Annotated in this window: 16 protein-coding genes; 11 read left to right on the forward strand and 5 right to left on the reverse strand. The window is 73.0% G+C overall.

What is annotated here, in order from left to right; translation table 11 throughout:
• Nucleotides 1–40 precede the first annotated feature (40 nt).
• Nucleotides 41–1,240 (reverse strand): galactokinase, encoded by a 1,200-nt coding sequence (gene galK, locus M2302_RS21900; RefSeq protein WP_280839725.1) that lies wholly within the window; start codon nt 1,238–1,240, stop codon nt 41–43.
• Nucleotides 1,237–2,220, reverse strand: a complete 984-nt coding sequence (gene galE / locus M2302_RS21905; RefSeq protein WP_280839726.1) for a UDP-glucose 4-epimerase GalE — start codon at nt 2,218–2,220, stop codon at nt 1,237–1,239. Before galE ends, galK begins: the two co-directional genes overlap by 4 nt.
• Nucleotides 2,221–2,395: 175 nt before the next feature.
• Between galE and M2302_RS21910 the strand changes: the two genes are divergently transcribed.
• The 6 genes from M2302_RS21910 to M2302_RS21935 all read left to right on the forward strand — a co-directional run bounded on the left by M2302_RS21910 (nt 2,396) and on the right by M2302_RS21935 (nt 6,963).
• Nucleotides 2,396–3,409, forward strand: a complete 1,014-nt coding sequence (locus M2302_RS21910) for a hemolysin family protein (protein WP_280839727.1) — start codon at nt 2,396–2,398, stop codon at nt 3,407–3,409.
• A gap of 33 nt (nt 3,410–3,442) precedes the next feature.
• Nucleotides 3,443–4,468 (forward strand): tryptophan--tRNA ligase, encoded by a 1,026-nt coding sequence (gene trpS, locus M2302_RS21915; protein WP_280839728.1) that lies wholly within the window; start codon nt 3,443–3,445, stop codon nt 4,466–4,468.
• Nucleotides 4,469–4,511: 43 nt separating this feature from the next.
• Nucleotides 4,512–5,057: a 2'-5' RNA ligase family protein gene (locus tag M2302_RS21920; protein WP_280839729.1), complete on the forward strand. Its 546-nt coding sequence runs from the start codon at nt 4,512–4,514 to the stop codon at nt 5,055–5,057.
• A 73-nt stretch (nt 5,058–5,130) separates the two neighbouring features.
• Complete coding sequence (locus M2302_RS21925) at nt 5,131–6,048, forward strand: YihY/virulence factor BrkB family protein (protein ID WP_280839785.1); 918 nt, start codon at nt 5,131–5,133, stop codon at nt 6,046–6,048.
• Nucleotide 6,049: 1 nt separating this feature from the next.
• The gene (locus tag M2302_RS21930) at nt 6,050–6,418 is read left to right on the forward strand and encodes a GntR family transcriptional regulator (protein ID WP_154939716.1); all 369 of its coding nucleotides are present in this window, start codon (nt 6,050–6,052) and stop codon (nt 6,416–6,418) included.
• Nucleotides 6,419–6,516: 98 nt separating this feature from the next.
• Nucleotides 6,517–6,963, forward strand: a complete 447-nt coding sequence (locus M2302_RS21935) for a hypothetical protein (RefSeq protein WP_210775092.1) — start codon at nt 6,517–6,519, stop codon at nt 6,961–6,963.
• Nucleotides 6,964–7,175: 212 nt separating this feature from the next.
• Here the strand turns inward: M2302_RS21935 and M2302_RS21940 are convergent, their stop codons facing one another.
• Complete coding sequence (locus M2302_RS21940) at nt 7,176–8,813, reverse strand: glycoside hydrolase family 13 protein (protein ID WP_280839730.1); 1,638 nt, start codon at nt 8,811–8,813, stop codon at nt 7,176–7,178.
• A gap of 234 nt (nt 8,814–9,047) precedes the next feature.
• A complete protein-coding gene (locus M2302_RS21945; protein WP_280839731.1) occupies nt 9,048–10,133 on the reverse strand; it encodes a LacI family DNA-binding transcriptional regulator in 1,086 nt (361 codons plus the stop codon).
• Nucleotides 10,134–10,330: 197 nt separating this feature from the next.
• On the opposite strand from M2302_RS21945, the gene M2302_RS21950 reads away from it, so the two are divergent.
• From M2302_RS21950 to M2302_RS21965, 4 genes are all read left to right on the forward strand, one after another.
• Nucleotides 10,331–11,581, forward strand: a complete 1,251-nt coding sequence (locus M2302_RS21950) for a maltose ABC transporter substrate-binding protein (protein WP_280839732.1) — start codon at nt 10,331–10,333, stop codon at nt 11,579–11,581.
• The gene (locus M2302_RS21955) at nt 11,581–13,221 is read left to right on the forward strand and encodes an ABC transporter permease subunit (RefSeq protein WP_280839733.1); all 1,641 of its coding nucleotides are present in this window, start codon (nt 11,581–11,583) and stop codon (nt 13,219–13,221) included. The genes M2302_RS21950 and M2302_RS21955 overlap by 1 nt, the downstream gene beginning before the upstream one ends.
• On the forward strand, nt 13,218–14,120 hold the full coding sequence (locus M2302_RS21960; RefSeq protein WP_280839734.1) for a sugar ABC transporter permease: 903 nt from the start codon (nt 13,218–13,220) through the stop codon (nt 14,118–14,120). The genes M2302_RS21955 and M2302_RS21960 overlap by 4 nt, the downstream gene beginning before the upstream one ends.
• Nucleotides 14,121–14,263: 143 nt before the next feature.
• Nucleotides 14,264–16,075, forward strand: coding sequence for a glycoside hydrolase family 13 protein (locus M2302_RS21965; protein WP_280839735.1), 1,812 nt, complete (start codon nt 14,264–14,266; stop codon nt 16,073–16,075).
• A gap of 22 nt (nt 16,076–16,097) precedes the next feature.
• Here the strand turns inward: M2302_RS21965 and M2302_RS21970 are convergent, their stop codons facing one another.
• Nucleotides 16,098–16,697, reverse strand: a complete 600-nt coding sequence (locus tag M2302_RS21970) for a TetR/AcrR family transcriptional regulator (RefSeq protein WP_280839736.1) — start codon at nt 16,695–16,697, stop codon at nt 16,098–16,100.
• Between the two features lie 98 nt (nt 16,698–16,795).
• On the opposite strand from M2302_RS21970, the gene M2302_RS21975 reads away from it, so the two are divergent.
• A complete protein-coding gene (locus tag M2302_RS21975) occupies nt 16,796–17,770 on the forward strand; it encodes a hypothetical protein (RefSeq protein WP_280839737.1) in 975 nt (324 codons plus the stop codon).
• The last annotated feature ends 40 nt before the right edge of the window (nt 17,771–17,810 follow it).

Raw genomic sequence — 17,810 nt, forward strand, 5'->3', positions numbered from 1 at the left:
GCCCCCGAGGTCGACGGGGCGGGGCGGGGCGGGGTGGGGGTCAGTCGAGGCGGGTGGCGCCAGGGGCGGGGAGGACCGTGACGGGGGCGGGGGTGGGGAAGCCGCGGTTGGCGTAGGCGGTCGTGACGGTGCGGGCCACGGCGTCGGCCTGGTTGGCGTCGACCAGGGCGAGGACGCAGCCGCCGAAGCCGCCGCCGGTCATCCGGGCGCCGAGCGCGCCGGCCGCCAGGGCCGCCTCGACCGCGGTGTCGATCTCCGGGACGGTGATCTCGAAGTCGTCCCGCATCGAGGCGTGCGAGGCGGTGAGCAGCGGGCCGATCTCGCGTACCCGGCCGGCGCGGAGCAGGTCGACGGTGTCCAGCACCCGCTGGTCCTCGGTCACCACGTGCCGGACCCGGCGGCGGATCTCGTCGTCGTCGAGCCGGGCCAGCGCGGCGTCGAGGTCGGCGACCGGCACGTCCCGCAGCGCCGGCACCCCGAGCAGCGCGGCGGCCCGTTCGCAGGCGGCGCGGCGGGAGGCGTACTCGCCGTCGGCGTGCCGGTGCGGCGCGCGGCTGTCGATGACGAGCACGGCCAGCCCGGCGGCGTCGAGGTCGAACGGGATGTGTTCGACGGCCTCGGTGCGGCAGTCCAGGAAGAGGGCGTGCCCCTCCCGGCAGCGGATCACCGCGGACTGGTCCATGATGCCGGTCGGTGCGCCGACGTAGGCGTTCTCGGCCCGCTGGGCCAGCCGCGGCTGCTTCTCGGCGGGCAGGTCCAGCCCGCCCAGGTCGACCAGGGCGGCGAGCACCGCCGCCTCGATGGCCGCCGAGGAGGAGAGGCCGGAGCCCACCGGTACGTCGGAGGCGATCGCCAGCCGGGCACCGGGCACGTCGTACCCGGCCTCCCGCAGCGCCCAGACGACCCCGGCCACGTACGCCGCCCAGCCGGTGACCCGGCCCGGCTCGTCGACCTCGGCGGCGCCGAACTCCACCGCCTCGGCGGAGAGCTCCGACCGGACCGTCCACCGCTCACCGCGTTGCGGGGCGGCGGCGACCACGGTCCGCAGGGTCAGCGCGAACGGGAGCACGAAACCGTCGTTGTAGTCGGTGTGCTCGCCGATCAGGTTGGCCCGGCCGGGAGCCGCCCAGCGGCCGGCGGGCGGCTCGCCGTACGCGGCGTGGAAGCCGGCGGCGGCGCGGGCCGCGACGTCGCCCGCCGCGACACCGGGTGGCGCGGTCTGCGCGGCCGGCCCGCTCATCGCTGCCCCAGCACGTGCGCCCGGTAGAAGGCCCAGGCGTCCTCGACCATGTCGTGCAGGGTCGGCTTCTCCGGCGTCCAGCCCAACTCCTCGCGGGCCAGCGCCGAAGAAGCGACCAGCTCGGCCGGGTCGCCCTCCCGGCGCGGCGCGATCTCCACCGGCAGCGGGTGGCCGGTGACCTCGCGGACCACGTCGACCACCTGGCGGTTGGTGAAGCCGTTGCCGTTGCCCAGGTTGTAGATCCGGTGCCGGCCGGGTACGGCGGCGCTGAGCGCCAGCAGGTGGGCCCGGGCCAGGTCCGCCACGTGGATGTAGTCGCGCACGCAGGTGCCGTCCACGGTGGGGTAGTCGTCGCCGAAGAGTTGGAGCTTCTCCCGCCGGCCGGCGGCGACGTCCAGCGCGATCGGGATCAGGTGGGTCTCCGGGTCGTGCCGTTCGCCGATCGCCAGGTCGTCGCGGAGGTACGCCCCGGCGACGTTGAAGTAGCGCAGCGAGACGGCGGCCAGGTCGTGGGCGATCGCCTCGGAGGTGAGCGCCATGTCGACGGCGAGCTTGGTGGCCCCGTACGTGTTGGTGGGGGCCTTGACCGCGGTCTCCGGGATGGGCAGCTCGGTCGGGTTGCCGTAGACGGCGGCGGTGGAGGAGAAGACCAGCCGGGGTACCCGGGCGGCGCGGACGGCGTCGATCAGGGCGATCGAGCTGACCGTGTTGGCGTGCCAGTACAGCTCCGGGCGGACCATCGACTCGCCGGCGGCGATCAGCGCGGCGAAGTGCAGCACCCCGTCGAAGCCGGCCTCCGGGGTGAGCACCCGGGCGGCCTCGTGGACGGGCAGTTCGACGTGGGTGGCGTCCGGCGCGAGCGCGGCCCGGTGGCCGGTGCGCAGGTCGTCGAGGACCGTCACGTCGTGGCCGTTGTCGAGCAGCATCCGGGTCACCACGCTGCCGATGAAGCCGGCGCCGCCGGTGACGAGCAGTTTCACGTCGGGTCCTCCTGCCTGGCCGCGTCCCGTCGCGGCCGTTCGTGATCACCCTACGGCCCGCACGCTGTGCCCGCGCTCAGCGTCGCGGCCCGCCTCATTCCATCATAAACCTTCACGACTGAACAGATCCGAACATCGCCGGTCGGCGGTGACGCGCAGCCTTACCATCTTTTCCATGCGGGAAGCGGGCGGTCCCGGGCTGCGTCGACGCGCGTCGGGGCGGCCCCGACGCCGGCCCGGGCCGATCGCCCGGACGGTGGCCCGGCTCGTCGTCCGGGCCGCCGACGGCGCCACCCGCCTCGTCACCGACCTGCTCGGCGCCAGCCCGGCGGCCGGTCGGGAGCGGATCAGCGAGGACGAGCTGCGCGACCTGGTCGCGGCCAACACCCGGCTCCACCCGGACGAGCGGCGGATCATCGACGAGGTGCTGGTGGCCGGCGCGAGCCTGGTCCGCGAGGTGATGATGCCCCGCACCGAGGTCGTCTTCCTCTCCGCCGGGCTGAACATCGCCGAGGCCGAGCGGGTGGTCCGGGCCGAGACGCACACCCGCTACCCGGTGGTCGACGGCACCCAGGACGACGTGGTCGGCTTCGTGCACCTGCGGGACGTGCTGCTCCGCCCCGACCTCGACCCGTGCACCACCGTCGGCGAGCTGACCCGCGAGGTCAAACAGCTGCCCGGCAGCAAGCGGGTGCTCGCCGCGCTGACCGAGATGCGCAAGGAGGGACACCACCTGGCGGTGGTGGTCGACGAGTACGGCGGCACCGCCGGCATCGTCACGTGTGAGGACCTGATCGAGGAGCTGGTCGGGGAGATCCACGACGAGTACGACGGCGACCCCGAGCCCGCGCACGCGGGCCTGCCCGCCGTGGTGGACGGCCGGCTCAACCTCGCCGACTTCGCCGAGCGCACCGGGGTGCCGCTGCCCGTCGGGCCGTACGAGACGGTCGGCGGCTACCTGATGGCGGCGCTCGGGCGGCTGCCGGTGGCCGGCGACGAGGTGCCGGTGTCCCCGGTCGACGCCGAGGCGCCGGACGAGCCGGTCGACGGCTGGCTGCTGCGGGTGCTGGCCCTGGAGGGGCGCCGGGTGTCCCGGGTCGCGGTCACCGCGGCGCGCCTGCCCGAGCAGCGGCGCGAGGTCACCACCCCCGCCGGGCCGGCGGCGAGCCGACCCGCCGGCCCGTCATGACGTACGCCGGGCGTTGCTGACAGAATTGCCGTCATGTCCGACGTTCCCGCCCGCCCGCGCGTCTTCTCCGGCATCCAGCCGACGGCCGACTCGTTCCACCTCGGCAACTATCTCGGCGCGGTGCGGCACTGGGTGGCGCTGCAGGAGACCCACGACGCGTTCTACTGCGTGGTCGACCTGCACGCGATCACCGCGGGGCACGACCCGGCCGTGCTGAAGCAGCGCTCCCGGGTGGCCGCCGCGCAGCTCTTCGCGGTCGGGATCGACCCGGAGCGCAGCACCCTGTTCGTCCAGTCGCAGGTGCCCGAGCACTCGCAGCTGGCCTGGGTGCTCGGCTGCATCACCGGTTTTGGCGAGGCCAGCCGGATGACGCAGTTCAAGGACAAGTCGCAGAAGCAGGGCAGCGAGCGGGCCAGCGTCGGCCTCTTCACGTACCCGATCCTGCAGGCCGCCGACATCCTGCTCTACCAGGCCAACGCGGTGCCCGTCGGCGAGGACCAGCGCCAGCACCTGGAGCTCTCCCGCGACCTGGCGCAGCGGTTCAACTCGCTGTTCGGCCCGACCTTCACGGTGCCCGCCCCGCACATCGTCAAGGACACCGCGAAGATCACCGACCTGCAGGACCCGACGGCGAAGATGTCGAAGTCGTCGTCCTCGCCGGCCGGCATCATCGACCTGCTCGAGGAGCCGGCCCGCTCGGCCAAGAAGATCCGCTCTGCGGTCACCGACACCGGCCGCGAGATCGTCTTCGACACCGGGACCAAGCCGGGCATCTCCAACCTGCTGACCATCTACTCGGCGCTGTCCGGCCGGAGCATCGACGACCTGGTCGCCGCGTACGCCGGCAAGGGCTACGGCGACCTCAAGAAGGACCTCGGCGAGGTGGTCCGGGAGTTCGTCACCCCGATCCAGGAGCGCACCCGCGCCCACCTCGACGACCCGGCGCAGCTGGACAAGCTGCTCGCCGCCGGCGCCGAGAAGGCCCGCGCGGTCGCCGCGCCGACGCTGCGCGCCGCGTACGACCGGATCGGGTTCTTCCCCCCGGTCCGCTTCGAGTAGCGGCTCCAGGCCGACGGGTACGGGTGGAGGGGTGGCGCGGAGCGTGGATCACAGGGACGGGGCGCCGGTGGACGGCGGCACCATCCAGATCGGGATCGCGGTGGACGTCCCGGAGCCGTGGGGTGGCATGCTCACCCGGCGCCGGGCCGAGTCCGGCGACCCGCAGGTGGTCCCGGCGCACGTGACGCTGCTCGGGCCCACCGAGATCCCGGTGGCGGCGCTGCCGGCGGTCGAGGAGCACCTGAGCCGGGTGGCCGCCCGGCACCTGCCGTTCACCCTGCACCTGCGGGGCACGGGCACGTTCCGGCCGGTGACCCAGGTGGTGTTCGTGACGGTGGCCGCCGGGATCAGCGAGTGCGAGCTGCTCGCCGCCGCCATCAACGCCGCACCCGAGCTGCACCGGGAGGCCCGCTTCCCGTACCACCCGCACGTCACCGTCGCGCAGGACGTCGCCCCCGAGGCGCTGGACCGGGCGTACGAGGACCTGGCCGACTTCTCGGCCATGTTCGAGGTGGACTCGTTCACGCTCTTCTCGCACAGCGGTGCGACCCGGTGGCAACCCCGCCGGGACTTCCGGCTCGGCGGCTGACCGGGCCGGTGGCCACAGGCCCGCCCCGCGGCGGGAGATCGGCGAGGATGACGTGGTGGACGCGTGGGGCCGGCTGACCGGCGGGATCGACCGCCGGTTCACCACGGCCCGGCACCGGTGGCCCCGCTTCGACCACCTCTGGCGGGCCGTCGACCTCTACACGAACGTGCTGGGCGGGCGGCTGGCCGCGGCGATCGCCTACTACGGGTTCTTCGCCGTCTTCGCGCTCGCCCTGGTGGCGTACTCGATCTTCGGGGCGATCCTGGAGGACAACGACGAGGTCAGCGACGCCGCCGCCGACTTCCTGCGGGAGAACCTGCCGTTCCTCGACCCCGGGCAGATCGCCGAGAGCAGCAACACCGTCGGCGTGATCGGCCTGGTCATCCTGGTCTTCACCGGGATCGGCTGGGTGGAGGCGATCCGCTCCTCGCAGCGGCTGATGTACGGCTTCAACCAGCAGCCCGGCAACCTGGTGGTGCGCCGCCTGGTCGACCTGGGCGTGCTGGTGCTGGTCTTCGTGATGCTCGGCGTCTCGGTGGCGGCCGTCGACGCCCTGGAGTCGCTGCTGCGCTTCCTGCTGCGGGCCACCGGCTCGGTCGGGCTGACCACGGTCAGCGCGGCGCTCAGCGTGGTGGTCAACGCGGTGCTGGCGACGGCGCTGCTGGTGGCGGTGCCCCGGCTGCGGATGAGTCGCCGGCGGCTGCGGCCGGTGGTGCTGATCGTCGCGGTGGGCATCACGCTGCTCAACACCGTCGGGCGCTACTACGTGGTGCGCACCGAGCGGAACCCGGCGTACACGGTGGTGGCCGGTGCGGTCGGGCTGCTGCTCTACCTGTACCTGCTCAACCAGCTGGTGCTCTTCGGCGCGGCGCTCGCCGCGACCAGCCGGCACGGGCGGGTGGTCGACCTCTCCGACGGGCCCGTCCCGGCGGACCTGGACGTCGAGACGGACCCGGACACCGGTCCGGGGACCCCGGGAGGGGCGGGCTGACGTGCTGATCGAGATCGACCCGGGCTCGGCGGTGCCCCCGTACGAGCAGGTGCGCGGGCAGTTGGCCGCGATGGTCGGCGACGGGCGGCTGCCGGTGGGCACCCGGCTGCCCCCGGTGCGCCAGTTCGCCGCCGAGCTGGGGCTGGCGGCGAACACCGTGGCGCGGGCGTACCGGGAGCTGGAGGCGGCCGGGCTGCTGGAGACCCGGGGGCGGCACGGGACGTACGTCGCGCCGGGCCGCGACGACGCGACCGACCGGTTGCAGCGGGCGGCGGCCCGGTACGCCGACGAGGCGGTGCGGCTGGGCGTGCCGCCGGATCGGGCACTCGCCCTGGTCCGCGCCGCTCTCGACGCCGCCCGCCCGGGCTGAGTCGACGGACGAACAGGTCAGGAAACCGACCGATGCGCGAACCGGCAGTTGCCGCAAATGCCACTCACCTTTGCGTCGTGACCGGCCATGATGAGCGCGTGGGCGCACTCGTGACGTTGGACCTGCCGGACGACTCGCCGATGCTCGGCCTGCCGTGGATCATCACGTTCGGCCCGCTCGGCGACCCCGCCGAGTGGGAGCCGGTGGTCTGCGGCCCGTACGAGCGCCCGCACGCCCTGGCCCTGGCCGAGGCGGTGGTGGCCGAGGAGCAGCTGATGGCGGTGGTCGAGCCGCTGGTGCCGGCGTTGTCGGCCGAGGAGGTGCGCGGCGAGATCGCCGCCGCGCAGATCGCCGCCGAGGACGAGGCGGCCCGGATCGACGAGTCCGACCTCTACGGGGACTTCGAGGACGTGATCGACGAGGAGTTGGAGCAGGCGGCCGCGCGGGCGGAGCACCCGGTCGCGCCGCAGCCGGCCCCCAGCGAGGACGAGCTGCGGGCCGGTTTCGAGCGGATCTCGGAGCTGCTGCGGCGCAAGGGCCGCTGACCCGTCAGCGGGGCGGGCGGTTTCCCACCCGGTACCCGCTGCGCGCGGGACCGACACGTGGCGCGGGGCCGGGTCGAGGAGGACGCCGGCGCCCCGGGGAACTCCCCGAGGCGCCGGTGCCACCTCACCCCCCACCACAAGGGGTCGGCAGGCCCAGTCGCCCGTCGGCGCGGGGCACAACGGACGACCAGGTCAATGGCGGGTTACCCGGCTCAGCGCCGTTCGAACCACGCAGCTGCGTCCACCGGCAGGAGATGCCCCGATCCCTGCTCGGTGCGGTCCTCGCTGGCGACGAGCGGCCGGCCGTACCCCTCGACGGGGGCCGGCGCGCCGCTGATGTTGACCACGCAGGTCAGCGTGGTCCCGCCGCCGGTGCGGCTGAAGGCGAGCATGCCGGGCCCGCCCTCCAGCCAGGTCACCCCGCCGGTCGTGCCGGCCAGCGCCGGGTGCTCGTGCCGGATCCGCAGCGCGGCGCGGTACAGCTCCAGGGTGGAGCCGGCGACGCCGGTCTGGGCGGCCACCGAGAGGGCACGCCAGGTCGCCGGGGCCGGCAGCCAGCTCAGCTCGCTGCCCGCCGGGCCGAAGCCGTACGGGGCCAGCTCGCCGCTCCACGGGATCGGCACCCGGCAACCGTCGCGGCTCTCTCCGGTACGCAGGAACGCCGGATCCTGGCGCAGCTCGTCGGGGAGGTCCAGCACCTCCGGCAGGCCCAGTTCCTCGCCCTGGTAGACGTAGGCGCAGCCGGGCAGGGCCAGCATCAGCAGGGCGGCGGCCCGGGCCCGGCGCAGGCCGACCTCGCCGTCGCCGTACCGGGTGACGTGCCGCTGCCGGTCGTGGTTGGACAGCACCCAGGTGGTCGGGGCGCCGACGATGGTGGACTCGGCCAGCGCGGTGTCGATGACCTTGCGGAACGAGTCGGCCGACCAGGTGGCGTCGAGGAAGTCGAAGCTGAACGCCTGGTGCAGCTCGTCCGGGCCGATGTAGCGGGCCAGCCGCTGCGGGGTCTCCGCCCACGCCTCGGCCACCGCTATCCGGCCGCCCGGGTAGCTGTCCAGGATCGGCCGCCAGGCGCGGTAGATCTCGTGCACCTCGTCCTGGTCGAAGTAGGGCAGGCGGCCCTTGCCGAGCAGTTCGGACTGGCGCTGGCCGGTGGTCATCGAGCTGAAGCCGACGTCGGGCAGCCCCTCGGCCTTGATCATCCCGTGCGCCACGTCGATCCGGAACCCGTCGACGCCGCGGTCCAGCCAGAAGCGGAGCACGTCCTCGAACTCCGCGCGCACCCGCGGGTGCCGCCAGTTCAGGTCGGGCTGGGCCGGGTCGAACAGGTGCAGGTACCACTGGCCGTCCGGCAACCGGGTCCAGGCCGGGCCGCCGAAGATGCTCTCCCAGTCGTTCGGGGGCAGCTCGCTCTGCTCGCCCCTGCCGTCGGCGAAGAGGTAGAGCTCCCGCTCCGGCGAGCCCGGGGCGGCGGCCAGCGCGGCCTGGAACCAGGGGTGCGCGCTGGAGGTGTGGTTGGGCACCAGGTCGACGATGATCCGCAGCCCGAGGGCGTGCGCGTCGGTGATCATCGCGTCGAAGTCGGTGAGCGTGCCGAACAGCGGGTCGACGTCGCGGTAGTCGGCGACGTCGTAGCCGGCGTCGACCTGCGGCGAGGTGTAGAAGGGGGTCAGCCAGAGCGCGTCGACCCCGAGGTCGCGCAGGTACGGCAGCCGCTCCCGGATGCCCCGGAGGTCACCGACGCCGTCGCCGTCGGCGTCGGCGAAGCTGCGGACGTAGACCTGGTAGACGACCGCGGACCGCCACCAGTCGGCGTCGGCGGCCGGCGGTGCCGGGTTGGTGGCGTCGGTCATCGGTGACGATCCCCGTTCTTTGGCGCGGGACGGCGAGCACCCGCGCACGGGTGGGTGGTGGGCGCGGATGTCAGTGCAGAATGCCGGCCGGTTGCTGCAAGAGTCAAGCATTCCTTGCGCAAGAAATGATGGCCCGCACCCTCCGCCGGGCCTGGCGGCCCGGTGCGGCCGTCCCAGCACGCGGGACGGCACGGGGGACGGCCGCCGTCGTGGCGGCCGTCCGGGGCGCTCGGGTCAGGCCGGGACGGCGAGGGCGGGCGGCGCCGGCCGGTGCCGGGTGCCGCCCTGGACCGGGTTGGCGCCGGCCGGGCGGACGACCGCGGTGGAGCCGCGGACCACCAGCTCCGGGCGGAACAGGTACTCCGAGTGCGGCGCGCCGTGGCCGTTGATCTCGTCGACCAGGGCCCGCACCGCGGCGACCGCCATCGCGGCGACCGGCTGGCGCATGGTGGTCAGCGGCGGATCGGTGAAGGCCATCAGCGGGGAGTCGTCGTAGCCCACGACGGAAAGGTCTTGCGGGACCGACATGCCGCGCTGCCGGGCGGCCCGGATCGCGCCGAGCGCCATCAGGTCGGAGCCGCAGACGACGCCGGTGACCCCGCGCTCGATGAGCCGGCCGGCGGCCGCCTCGCCGCCCTCCACGCCGAAGAGCGAGAGCTCGGCCAGCTCGGCCAGGTCCTGCTCGCCGGCGCCGGCGAGCCGGGTCATCGCGGTACGCCAGCCGGCCACCTTGCGCTGCACCGGCACGAACCGGTCCGGGCCGGTGATCAGGCCGATCCGGCGGTGGCCGAGCGCGACCAGGTGTGCGACGGCCAGCTCGGCGGCCTCACCGTCGTCGCAGGAGACGAAGGGGGCGGCGACGTTCGGGACGTACCCGTTGATCATCACGACGGGCAGCGGGCGGGCGATCAGCGCGCGGTACCGGTCGTGATTGGCGGCGGTGTCGGCGTGCAGGCCGGAGACGAAGGCGATCCCGGAGACCTGCCGGTCCAGCAGCATCTCGACGTACTCGTCCTCGGTGACCCCGCCGGGGGTCTGGGTGCACAGCACCGGGGTGAACCCGCTCTGGGCCAGGGTCGACTCGATGACCTGGGCGAACATCGGGAAGATGGGGTTGTCCAGCTCCGGGACGACCAGCCCGACGAGCCCGGCGCTGCGCTTGCGCAGCCGGGCGGGGCGCTCGTAACCGAGCACGTCGAGGGCGGTCAGGACGGCCTGCCGGGTCTCGGGGGCCACGCCGGGGCGGTCGTTGAGCACCCGCGACACCGTGGCCTCGCTGACTTCGGCCTGCTGGGCGATGTCGGACAGTCGAGCGCGCATGGCGGAACTTTAGCTCACGGGCAAGTTCTTGCGGGCACTCCTGCAAGCCCTTCCATTCCCTGCAACCTCTTGCTAACGTCCCCGCAACATGCGAGAGCAGCGGCGCGGCACCGCAGCGCCGGTTGGCAAGAACTTACAGACGTTCCCACTGGCGGGCCGCCCTTCCCCCGGCGGTCGCCACAACGACAGGAGTACCGATGCGCATCCGTACCGCGGGTGTGGTCGCCGTTCTCGGTCTGGCGCTCGCGGCGTCCGGCTGCGGCGACAACAGCAAGGACGAGCCGGCCGCCAAGGATTCCCCCAAGGCCGCGAGCGGCAAGCTCGTCATCTGGGCCGACGACAAGCGGGCGGCGGCCCTCAAGCCGTTCGGTGAGAAGTTCGGCCAGGAGAACGGCGTCACCGTCGAGGTGCAGGCCGTCTCCAAGGACCTGCAGACCAACTTCGTCACCGCCTCCCAGCAGGGCAGCGGCCCGGACGTCGTGGTCGGCGCACACGACTGGATCGGCAACCTGGTGCAGAACGGCGCCATCGACCCGGTGCAGCTCGCCGCCGAGCAGAAGAGCTCCTTCAACGAGACCGCCGTCAAGGCCGTGACCTTCAACGGTCAGGTCTACGGCGTGCCGTACGCGACCGAGAACATCGCGCTGATCCGCAACACCGAGCTGGCCCCCGAGGCGCCGAAGACGATCGAGGACCTGGTCGCCTCCGGCAAGAAGCTCAAGGCCGAGAAGAAGGCCAGCGAGATCCTCTGCCTCCAGTCCGGACAGAACGGCGACGCGTACCACATCTACCCGCTGTACACCTCGGCCGGCGGCTACCTCTTCGGCACCGCCGCCAACGGCGACTACGACCCGAAGGACCTGGGCGTGGGCAAGCCGGAGTCGATCGCGGCGTTCCAGAAGATCGCCAAGCTCGGTGAGAAGGGTGAGGGTGCGTTGAAGCGCTCCATCACCGGCGAGAACTCGATCGCCACCTTCACCGGCAAGAAGTGCGCCTACCTGGTCTCCGGCCCGTGGGCGATCGCCGACGCCAAGAAGGCCGGCATCAAGTACGACATCTCCCCGGTCCCCGGCTTCGCCGGTGGCAAGGAGGCCCAGCCGTTCGTGGGCGTCCAGTCGTTCTACGTCGCCGCCAAGGGCAAGAACAAGGCCCTGGCCCAGGAGTTCGTCACCAACTACGTGACCAAGCCCGACCTGGCCGTGGCGCTGTACAACGCCGAGCCGCGTCCGCCGGCGCTGACCGCCGCCTTCGACCAGGTCAAGGGCACCGACCCGGACCTGGCCAAGTTCTCCGAGGCCGGCAAGAACGGCCAGGTGCTCCCGGCGATCCCGGCCATGGCCGCGATCTGGGACCCGTTCGGCAAGGCCGAGGCCGCCGTCATCGGTGGCGCCGACCCGACCAAGACCGTCACCGCCGCCGGCAAGACGATCTCCGGTCAGATCAAGTAATGAGCGCGTCGCTGTCCGGCCCGGGGTCTGCCACGCAGACCCCGGGCCGGGGGCCCGTCCGCTCCGGGCTCCCGCGCAAGTCCCGTGACGCGCGGCACCACGCGCCGATCACCCTGACCGGCCTCCTCGTCAAGGTGGTCCTGCTCGGCCTGGTGGCCGGGATCGCGATCTGGGCGGCCTTCCCGCTCATCGAGGCCGAGAAGTGGGTCGGGCTGGCCATCCTGTCGGCCACCACCGCCGGCCTGTTCTACCTGTACCTCACCCGCCGACACATCCCGGCGAAGTACCTGGTCCCCGGCACGATCTTCCTGATTGCCTTCCAGATCTTCCCGGTGCTCTACACCGCCAGCACCGCCTTCACGAACTTCGGCGACGGTCACCGCGGCGAGAAGTCCGACGCGATCGTCGCCATCCAGAGCTCGTCGGTGAAGCAGGTCCCCGGCTCCACCCAGTACCTCCTCTCCGTCGCCACCAAGGGCGACCCGGCCACCGGGCCGCTGGTCTTCCTGGTGACCGACCCGAAGAGCGGCACCGTCTCCGCCGGCGACGCCGGCGGCCTGACCCCGCTCGACGCCGCCGAGGTCACCGTCGCGCCGGGCGGCAAGGTAACCGCCGCCGAGGGCTACCAGGTGCTCAACTTCGGGCAGGCCAGCGCCCGCAGCAAGGAGATCACCGACCTGGTGGTCCCGACCTCCGGCGGCGCGCTGCGCTCCTCCGGTCTCTCCCGCGCGTACGAGGGCAGGGCGATCCGGGCCTACGACGCCGGGTGCGACTGCGTCAAGGACACCGAGACCGGCAAGACCTGGACGGCCGACGAGGAGATCGGCGCGTTCGTCGCCGCCGACGGCGAGCAGTTGGCCCAGGGCTGGAAGGTCAACGTCGGACTCAAGAACTTCGACCGGGTGCTCACCGACCCGGCCATCTCCGGTCCGTTCTTCGGCACCCTGGTCTGGAACTTCGCCTTCGCGCTCGGCTCGACCGGCTTCACCTTCCTGCTCGGCCTGGCCATCGCGCTGGCGCTGCACTCGCCGCGGATGCGCGGCACCAACCTCTACCGGATCCTGCTGATCCTGCCGTACGCCATGCCGTCGTTCGCGATGCTGCTGGTCTGGCGGGACATGTTCAACACCGACTTCGGTCTGATCAACAACCTGTTCGGGCTCGGCGTCGACTGGTTCGGGCAGGAGTGGTCCGCCCGAATCGCGGTGATCCTGGTGCAGCTCTGGCTGGGCTACCCGTACATGTTCCTGGTCGCCACCGGTGCGCTCCAGGCGATCCCGCGCGAGCTCACCGAGGCCACCTCGGTCGACGGCGCGTCGCCCTGGCAGTCGTTCCGCGCGGTCACCCTGCCGCTGTTGCTGGTGGCACTCTCTCCGCTGCTGATCTCGTCGTTCGCGTACAACTTCAACAACTTCAACGCGATCTACCTGACCACCGAGGGTGGACCGTTCCCGGCGGACAACCCGACCTCCGGCGCGACGGACCTGCTGATCACGTACACCTACCGGCTGGCCTTCGGTGCCCAGGGGGCCCAGTTCGGCCTGGCGGCGGCGGTCTCGATCTTCATCTTCACGATCGTCGCGGTGGTCTCCGCGGTCAGCTTCTCGCGGACCCGCAAGCAGGAGGAGGTGTACTCGTGAGCACCCACGCGAACGCCCCGGTCGCCCGGAGCAGCACGGCCGGCAGGCGGAAGAACCGCTGGTTCGCCCAGGTCGGCTGGCGGCACGTGGTCGGGGTGGCGGCGGTGGCGTTCAGCCTCTTCCCGATCCTGTTCGTGCTCTCCGCGGCGCTCAACCCGCTCGGCACCCTCTCCTCCACGGACCTGGTGCCCACCAGCGGCGTGTCGTTCGAGAACTTCACCAACCTCTTCGACCGCACCTCGTTCGGGTGGTGGTTCCTCAACTCGCTGGTCGTCGCCGGGGTGGCGAGCTTCGCCTCGATCTTCCTCTCGTCGCTGGCGGCGTACTCCTTCTCCCGGATGCGCTTCGCCGGCCGTCGGGTCGGGCTGCTCTCGCTGCTGCTGATCCAGATGTTCCCGCAGTTCCTGGCCATCGTGGCGATCTTCCTGATCTTCACCACGGTCACCGACCTGTGGCCGGCGATCGGCTTCAACACGCCGTGGGGCCTGCTGCTGCTCTACCTGGGTGGGGCGCTGGGCGTGAACACCTGGCTGATGAAGGGCTTCTTCGACACGCTGCCGCGGGAACTGGACGAGTCGGCGACCATGGACGGCGCGTCGCACGCCCAGGTCTTCTTCCGGATCATGCTGCCGCTGGTGGCGCCGATCCTGGCGGTGACCGGGCTGCTCGCCTTCATCGGCACGATCAACGAGTTCCTGATCGCCAACGTGTTCCTCACCAACCCCGAGTCCAAGACCCTCGCGGTCGGCATGTTCGGTCTGGTGGCGGGCGAGCGCAACAACAACTTCGGGATCTTCGCGGCGGGCACCCTGCTCACCGCCGTCCCGACGGTGCTGGTGTTCCAGTTCCTTCAGCGCTACATCGTCTCCGGCCTGACCGCCGGAGCCGTAAAAGGATAAATCGACGGTAGTTAGCACGCTGCGGCAAGGGCGTCGGGACGACGTGCACCGGAGCAGTCACGGGTTGGCCGCCGCGGCCGGGACACCGGCCGCGGCGGTGGCCCCTTTCTCTCCCCGTCCGACCGACCCGAAGGGGTTCTCTCATGTCCCTGTTGCCGCACCACGACGGATCCGCCCTGTACGTACCCGAGCAGGAGCCGGCGCTCGGTCAGACCGTGCCGGTCTTCGTCCGGGTCCCGGCGAGCGCCGACGTGCGCACCGTGCACGTACGGACCACCGGCGACGGCGAGCCCCGGTTCGCCGAGGCGGTGGTCGACCGCACCGACGGCGGCGAGGTCTGGTGGCGGGCCGACGTCGAGGTCCGCAACCCGGTCAGCAACTACCGCTTCATGCTCTCCGGGACCACCGGCTACCGCTGGCTGAACGCCGCCGGCGTGATCTCTCACGACGTGCCGGACAACGGCGACTTCAAGCTGGTCAGCTACGCCCCGCCGCCGGCCTGGGCGCGGGACGCGGTGATCTACCAGGTCTTCCCGGACCGGTTCGCCCGCTCCGCGGCCGCCGCCGGCCGTACGCCGCCGGACTGGGCGATCCCGTGCGACTGGGACACCCCGGTGATCGGTCGCGGCCCGGAGACGCCGTACCAGTTCTACGGTGGCGACCTGGACGGTGTCACCGAGCGCCTGGACCACCTGGCCCGGCTCGGCGTGAACACCCTCTACCTCACCCCGATCTTCCCGGCCCGCTCCAACCACCGGTACGACGCGGCCAGCTTCGACACCGTCGACCCGCTGCTCGGCGGGGACGCCGCGCTGGCCCGGCTCGCCGATGCCGTGCGGGCCCGGGGCTGGCGGCTGCTCGGCGACATCACCAGCAACCACACCGGCGACGCGCACGAGTGGTTCACCGCCGCCGCCTCGGACGTGCGGGCCACCGAGCGGGAGCTGTACTACTTCGACGAGGCCACCGGGGACTACGAGTCCTGGAACGGCGTCAAGTCGCTGCCGAAGCTGAACTGGGGCAGCGCCGAGCTGCGCCGGCGCTTCGCCACCGCCGACGACTCGCTGCTGCGGCGCTGGCTGCGCCCGCCGTACGGGCTGGACGGCTGGCGGGTCGACGTGGCCAACATGACCGGCCGGCGCGGCGCGGACGCGTACACCCACGAGGTGGCGCGGCTGCTGCGCGAGGTGGTCGCCGACACCCGCCCCGACGGCCTGCTGCTCGCCGAGCACGGCCACGACCACACCGGCGACCTGGACTCCGACGGCTGGCACGGGACGATGAACTACGTCGGCTTCACCGACCCGGTCTGGTCCTGGCTGCGGCACGGCGACGAGCCGGTGCCGAACTTCCTCGGCACCCCGGGCGGGGTGCGGCGGCGGGACGCCGAGGCCGTGCTCGCGACGATGGACACCTACCGGTCGCTGATCTCCTGGCGCGCGTACACCCACTCGTGGCAGCTGCTCGGCTCGCACGACTCGGCCCGGATCCGCACCGTGGTCGGCGACGCCGCCCGGCAGGAGGTGGCCGCCGGCCTGCTCGCCACCATGCCGGGCACCCCGGTGGTCTTCGCCGGGGACGAGCTGGGGCTGACCGGCACCAACGGCGAGGGTTCGCGGACCCCGATGCCGTGGCACCGGCCGGGGAGCTGGGACCGGGCCACCTTCGCCGCGTACCGGGGGCTGCTGGCGCTGCGCCGCGACGAGCCCGCGCTGCGCCACGGCGGCCTGCGTCGGGTGCACGCCGACGCCGACACCCTGGTCTTCCTGCGCGAGGCCCCGACCGGGGCGGTGCTGGTGCTCGCCCGCCGGGCCGCGGGCCGGCCCGTCCGGCTGACCGGCCTCGGGGCGGGGGAGAACGCGTACGGCGGCGCTCCGGCGCTGCGCCCGGACGCCGACGGCGTGGTCACCCTCCCCGCGGACGGCCCCACGTTCCAGGTCTGGCGGCTGTCCTGACCCGGGCCCGCCCGGCGCGGGCTCAGGCGGCCGGCTGGCCGAGCAGGGTGCGCACGCCGGCGAGGTAGCTGCGGCGGTCCGGCCGGCCGGTGAGCACCTTCTGCATCAGGTAGCCCGGGACCAGGCCGAACAGCGCGGTGCCGACGGCCTCGGGGTCGGCTTCGGGGGGCAGCTCGCCCGCCTCCCGGGCCCGCCGGGCCAGCAGCGTGAAGCGGTCCCGGAAGCCGCTGTACGTCGCCTTCACGAAGGCCGCCAGCGCCGGGTCGCGCAGTGACTCGCTCCACACCTGGATCGCCAGCGGCAGGATGCCGTCCTCGCCGGCCTGCGCGTCGACGTAGGTCAGCGCCCGGTCCAGCGCCTCGACCAGGGGCAGCGGCGGCTCGGCGGCGGCCAGCTCGGCGAAGACCGCGTCCGCCCCGCCGATCACCGACTTTGCGATCGAGGTGATCAGGTCGTTCTTGCTCGGGAAGTAGCGGTAGACCGCGCCGACCGACAGCCCCGCCTCGGCGATCACGTCCTGCATGGAGGTGTTGTGGAAGCCGTCGCGCAGGAAGCAGCGCCGGGCCGCGTCGAGGATCTGCTGACGGCGGGCCGCGAGGTGGGCGTCCGATACGCGTGGCATGACCCACAGTATAAAACGAACGCTCGTTCTTGACTCCTGACACCTCCGGAGCGCACGCTGGCTTCAAAGAGAACGAGCGTTCGTTTTAAGGAGTGGGCATGTCCCGGTCACCCCGGTCCCCGATGCTGCTCGCCGTGCTGGCCGCCGCCCTCGCGGTGGCGGCGCAGGCGCTGCTCGTACCCCTGTTCGCGGGGCCCGCCGCGAACCTGGCACCGCGCGACCTGCCGGTCGCCGTCGCCGGGCCGGCGCCGGCCACCGCGGAACTGGCCGGCCGGCTGGCGGCGGCCCGTCCCGGTGCCTTCACCGTCACCGAACTGCCGGACGCCGCCGCGGCCGACCGGGCGCTGCGTGACCGCGAGGTGTACGCCGCCTTCGTCGTCGGCCCCGACGGCGTCGGGCTGCACACCGCCCCAGGTGCGAGCCCCACCGTCGCCGCCCTGCTCACCGAGGCCGCGGCCGGGCTCTCCGGCGGACGGCCGGTGCCGGTCACGGCGGTGGTGCCGGCCGACCCGGACGACCCGCGCGGGGCCGGCTTCGCCGCCGGTTTCCTGCCGTTGGCGCTGACCAGCATGCTCGTCGGCGTCCTGCTCACCGTCCTGGTCACCGGCCGGCGCGCCCGGCTGGTCGGGCTGGTCGGCTACGCCCTGCTCGCCGCGCTGGTCGGCACCGCCGTGCTGCACGGCTGGCTCGGGGTGATCGGGGGCGATCCGGTGGCCGAGGCCGCGGCGATCGGGCTCTTCGCGCTCGCCGCCGCCGGTGCCGTCGCCGGGCTGGGCGCGCTGCTCGGCGGCCCCGGGCTCGCCCTCGGCGCGCTGCTGGTCTTCCTGGTCGGCAACCCGCTCTCCGCGGTCAGCGCCGCGCCGGAGCTGCTGCCGCAGCCCTGGGGCACCGTCGGGCAGTTCCTGCCGGTCGGGGCCGGCGGAACGCTGCTGCGCTCGGCCGCCTTCTTCGACGGCGCGGGCGCGGGTCGCTCCGTCGCCGTGCTGGCCGGCTACGCGGTGCTCGGGATCGGCCTGGTGCTGCTCGGCCGGCGCGGCTCGCCCCGGCCGGCCGCCGCCGAGATCACGGTATGAGATCAGCCCGGCGGGGCGGCTACTACAAACTGTCGTTGAT

Origin of the sequence: Micromonospora sp. A200, from assembly GCF_029893845.1 — a bacterium.
Taxonomy (GTDB): Bacteria; Actinomycetota; Actinomycetes; order Mycobacteriales; family Micromonosporaceae; genus Micromonospora; species Micromonospora purpureochromogenes.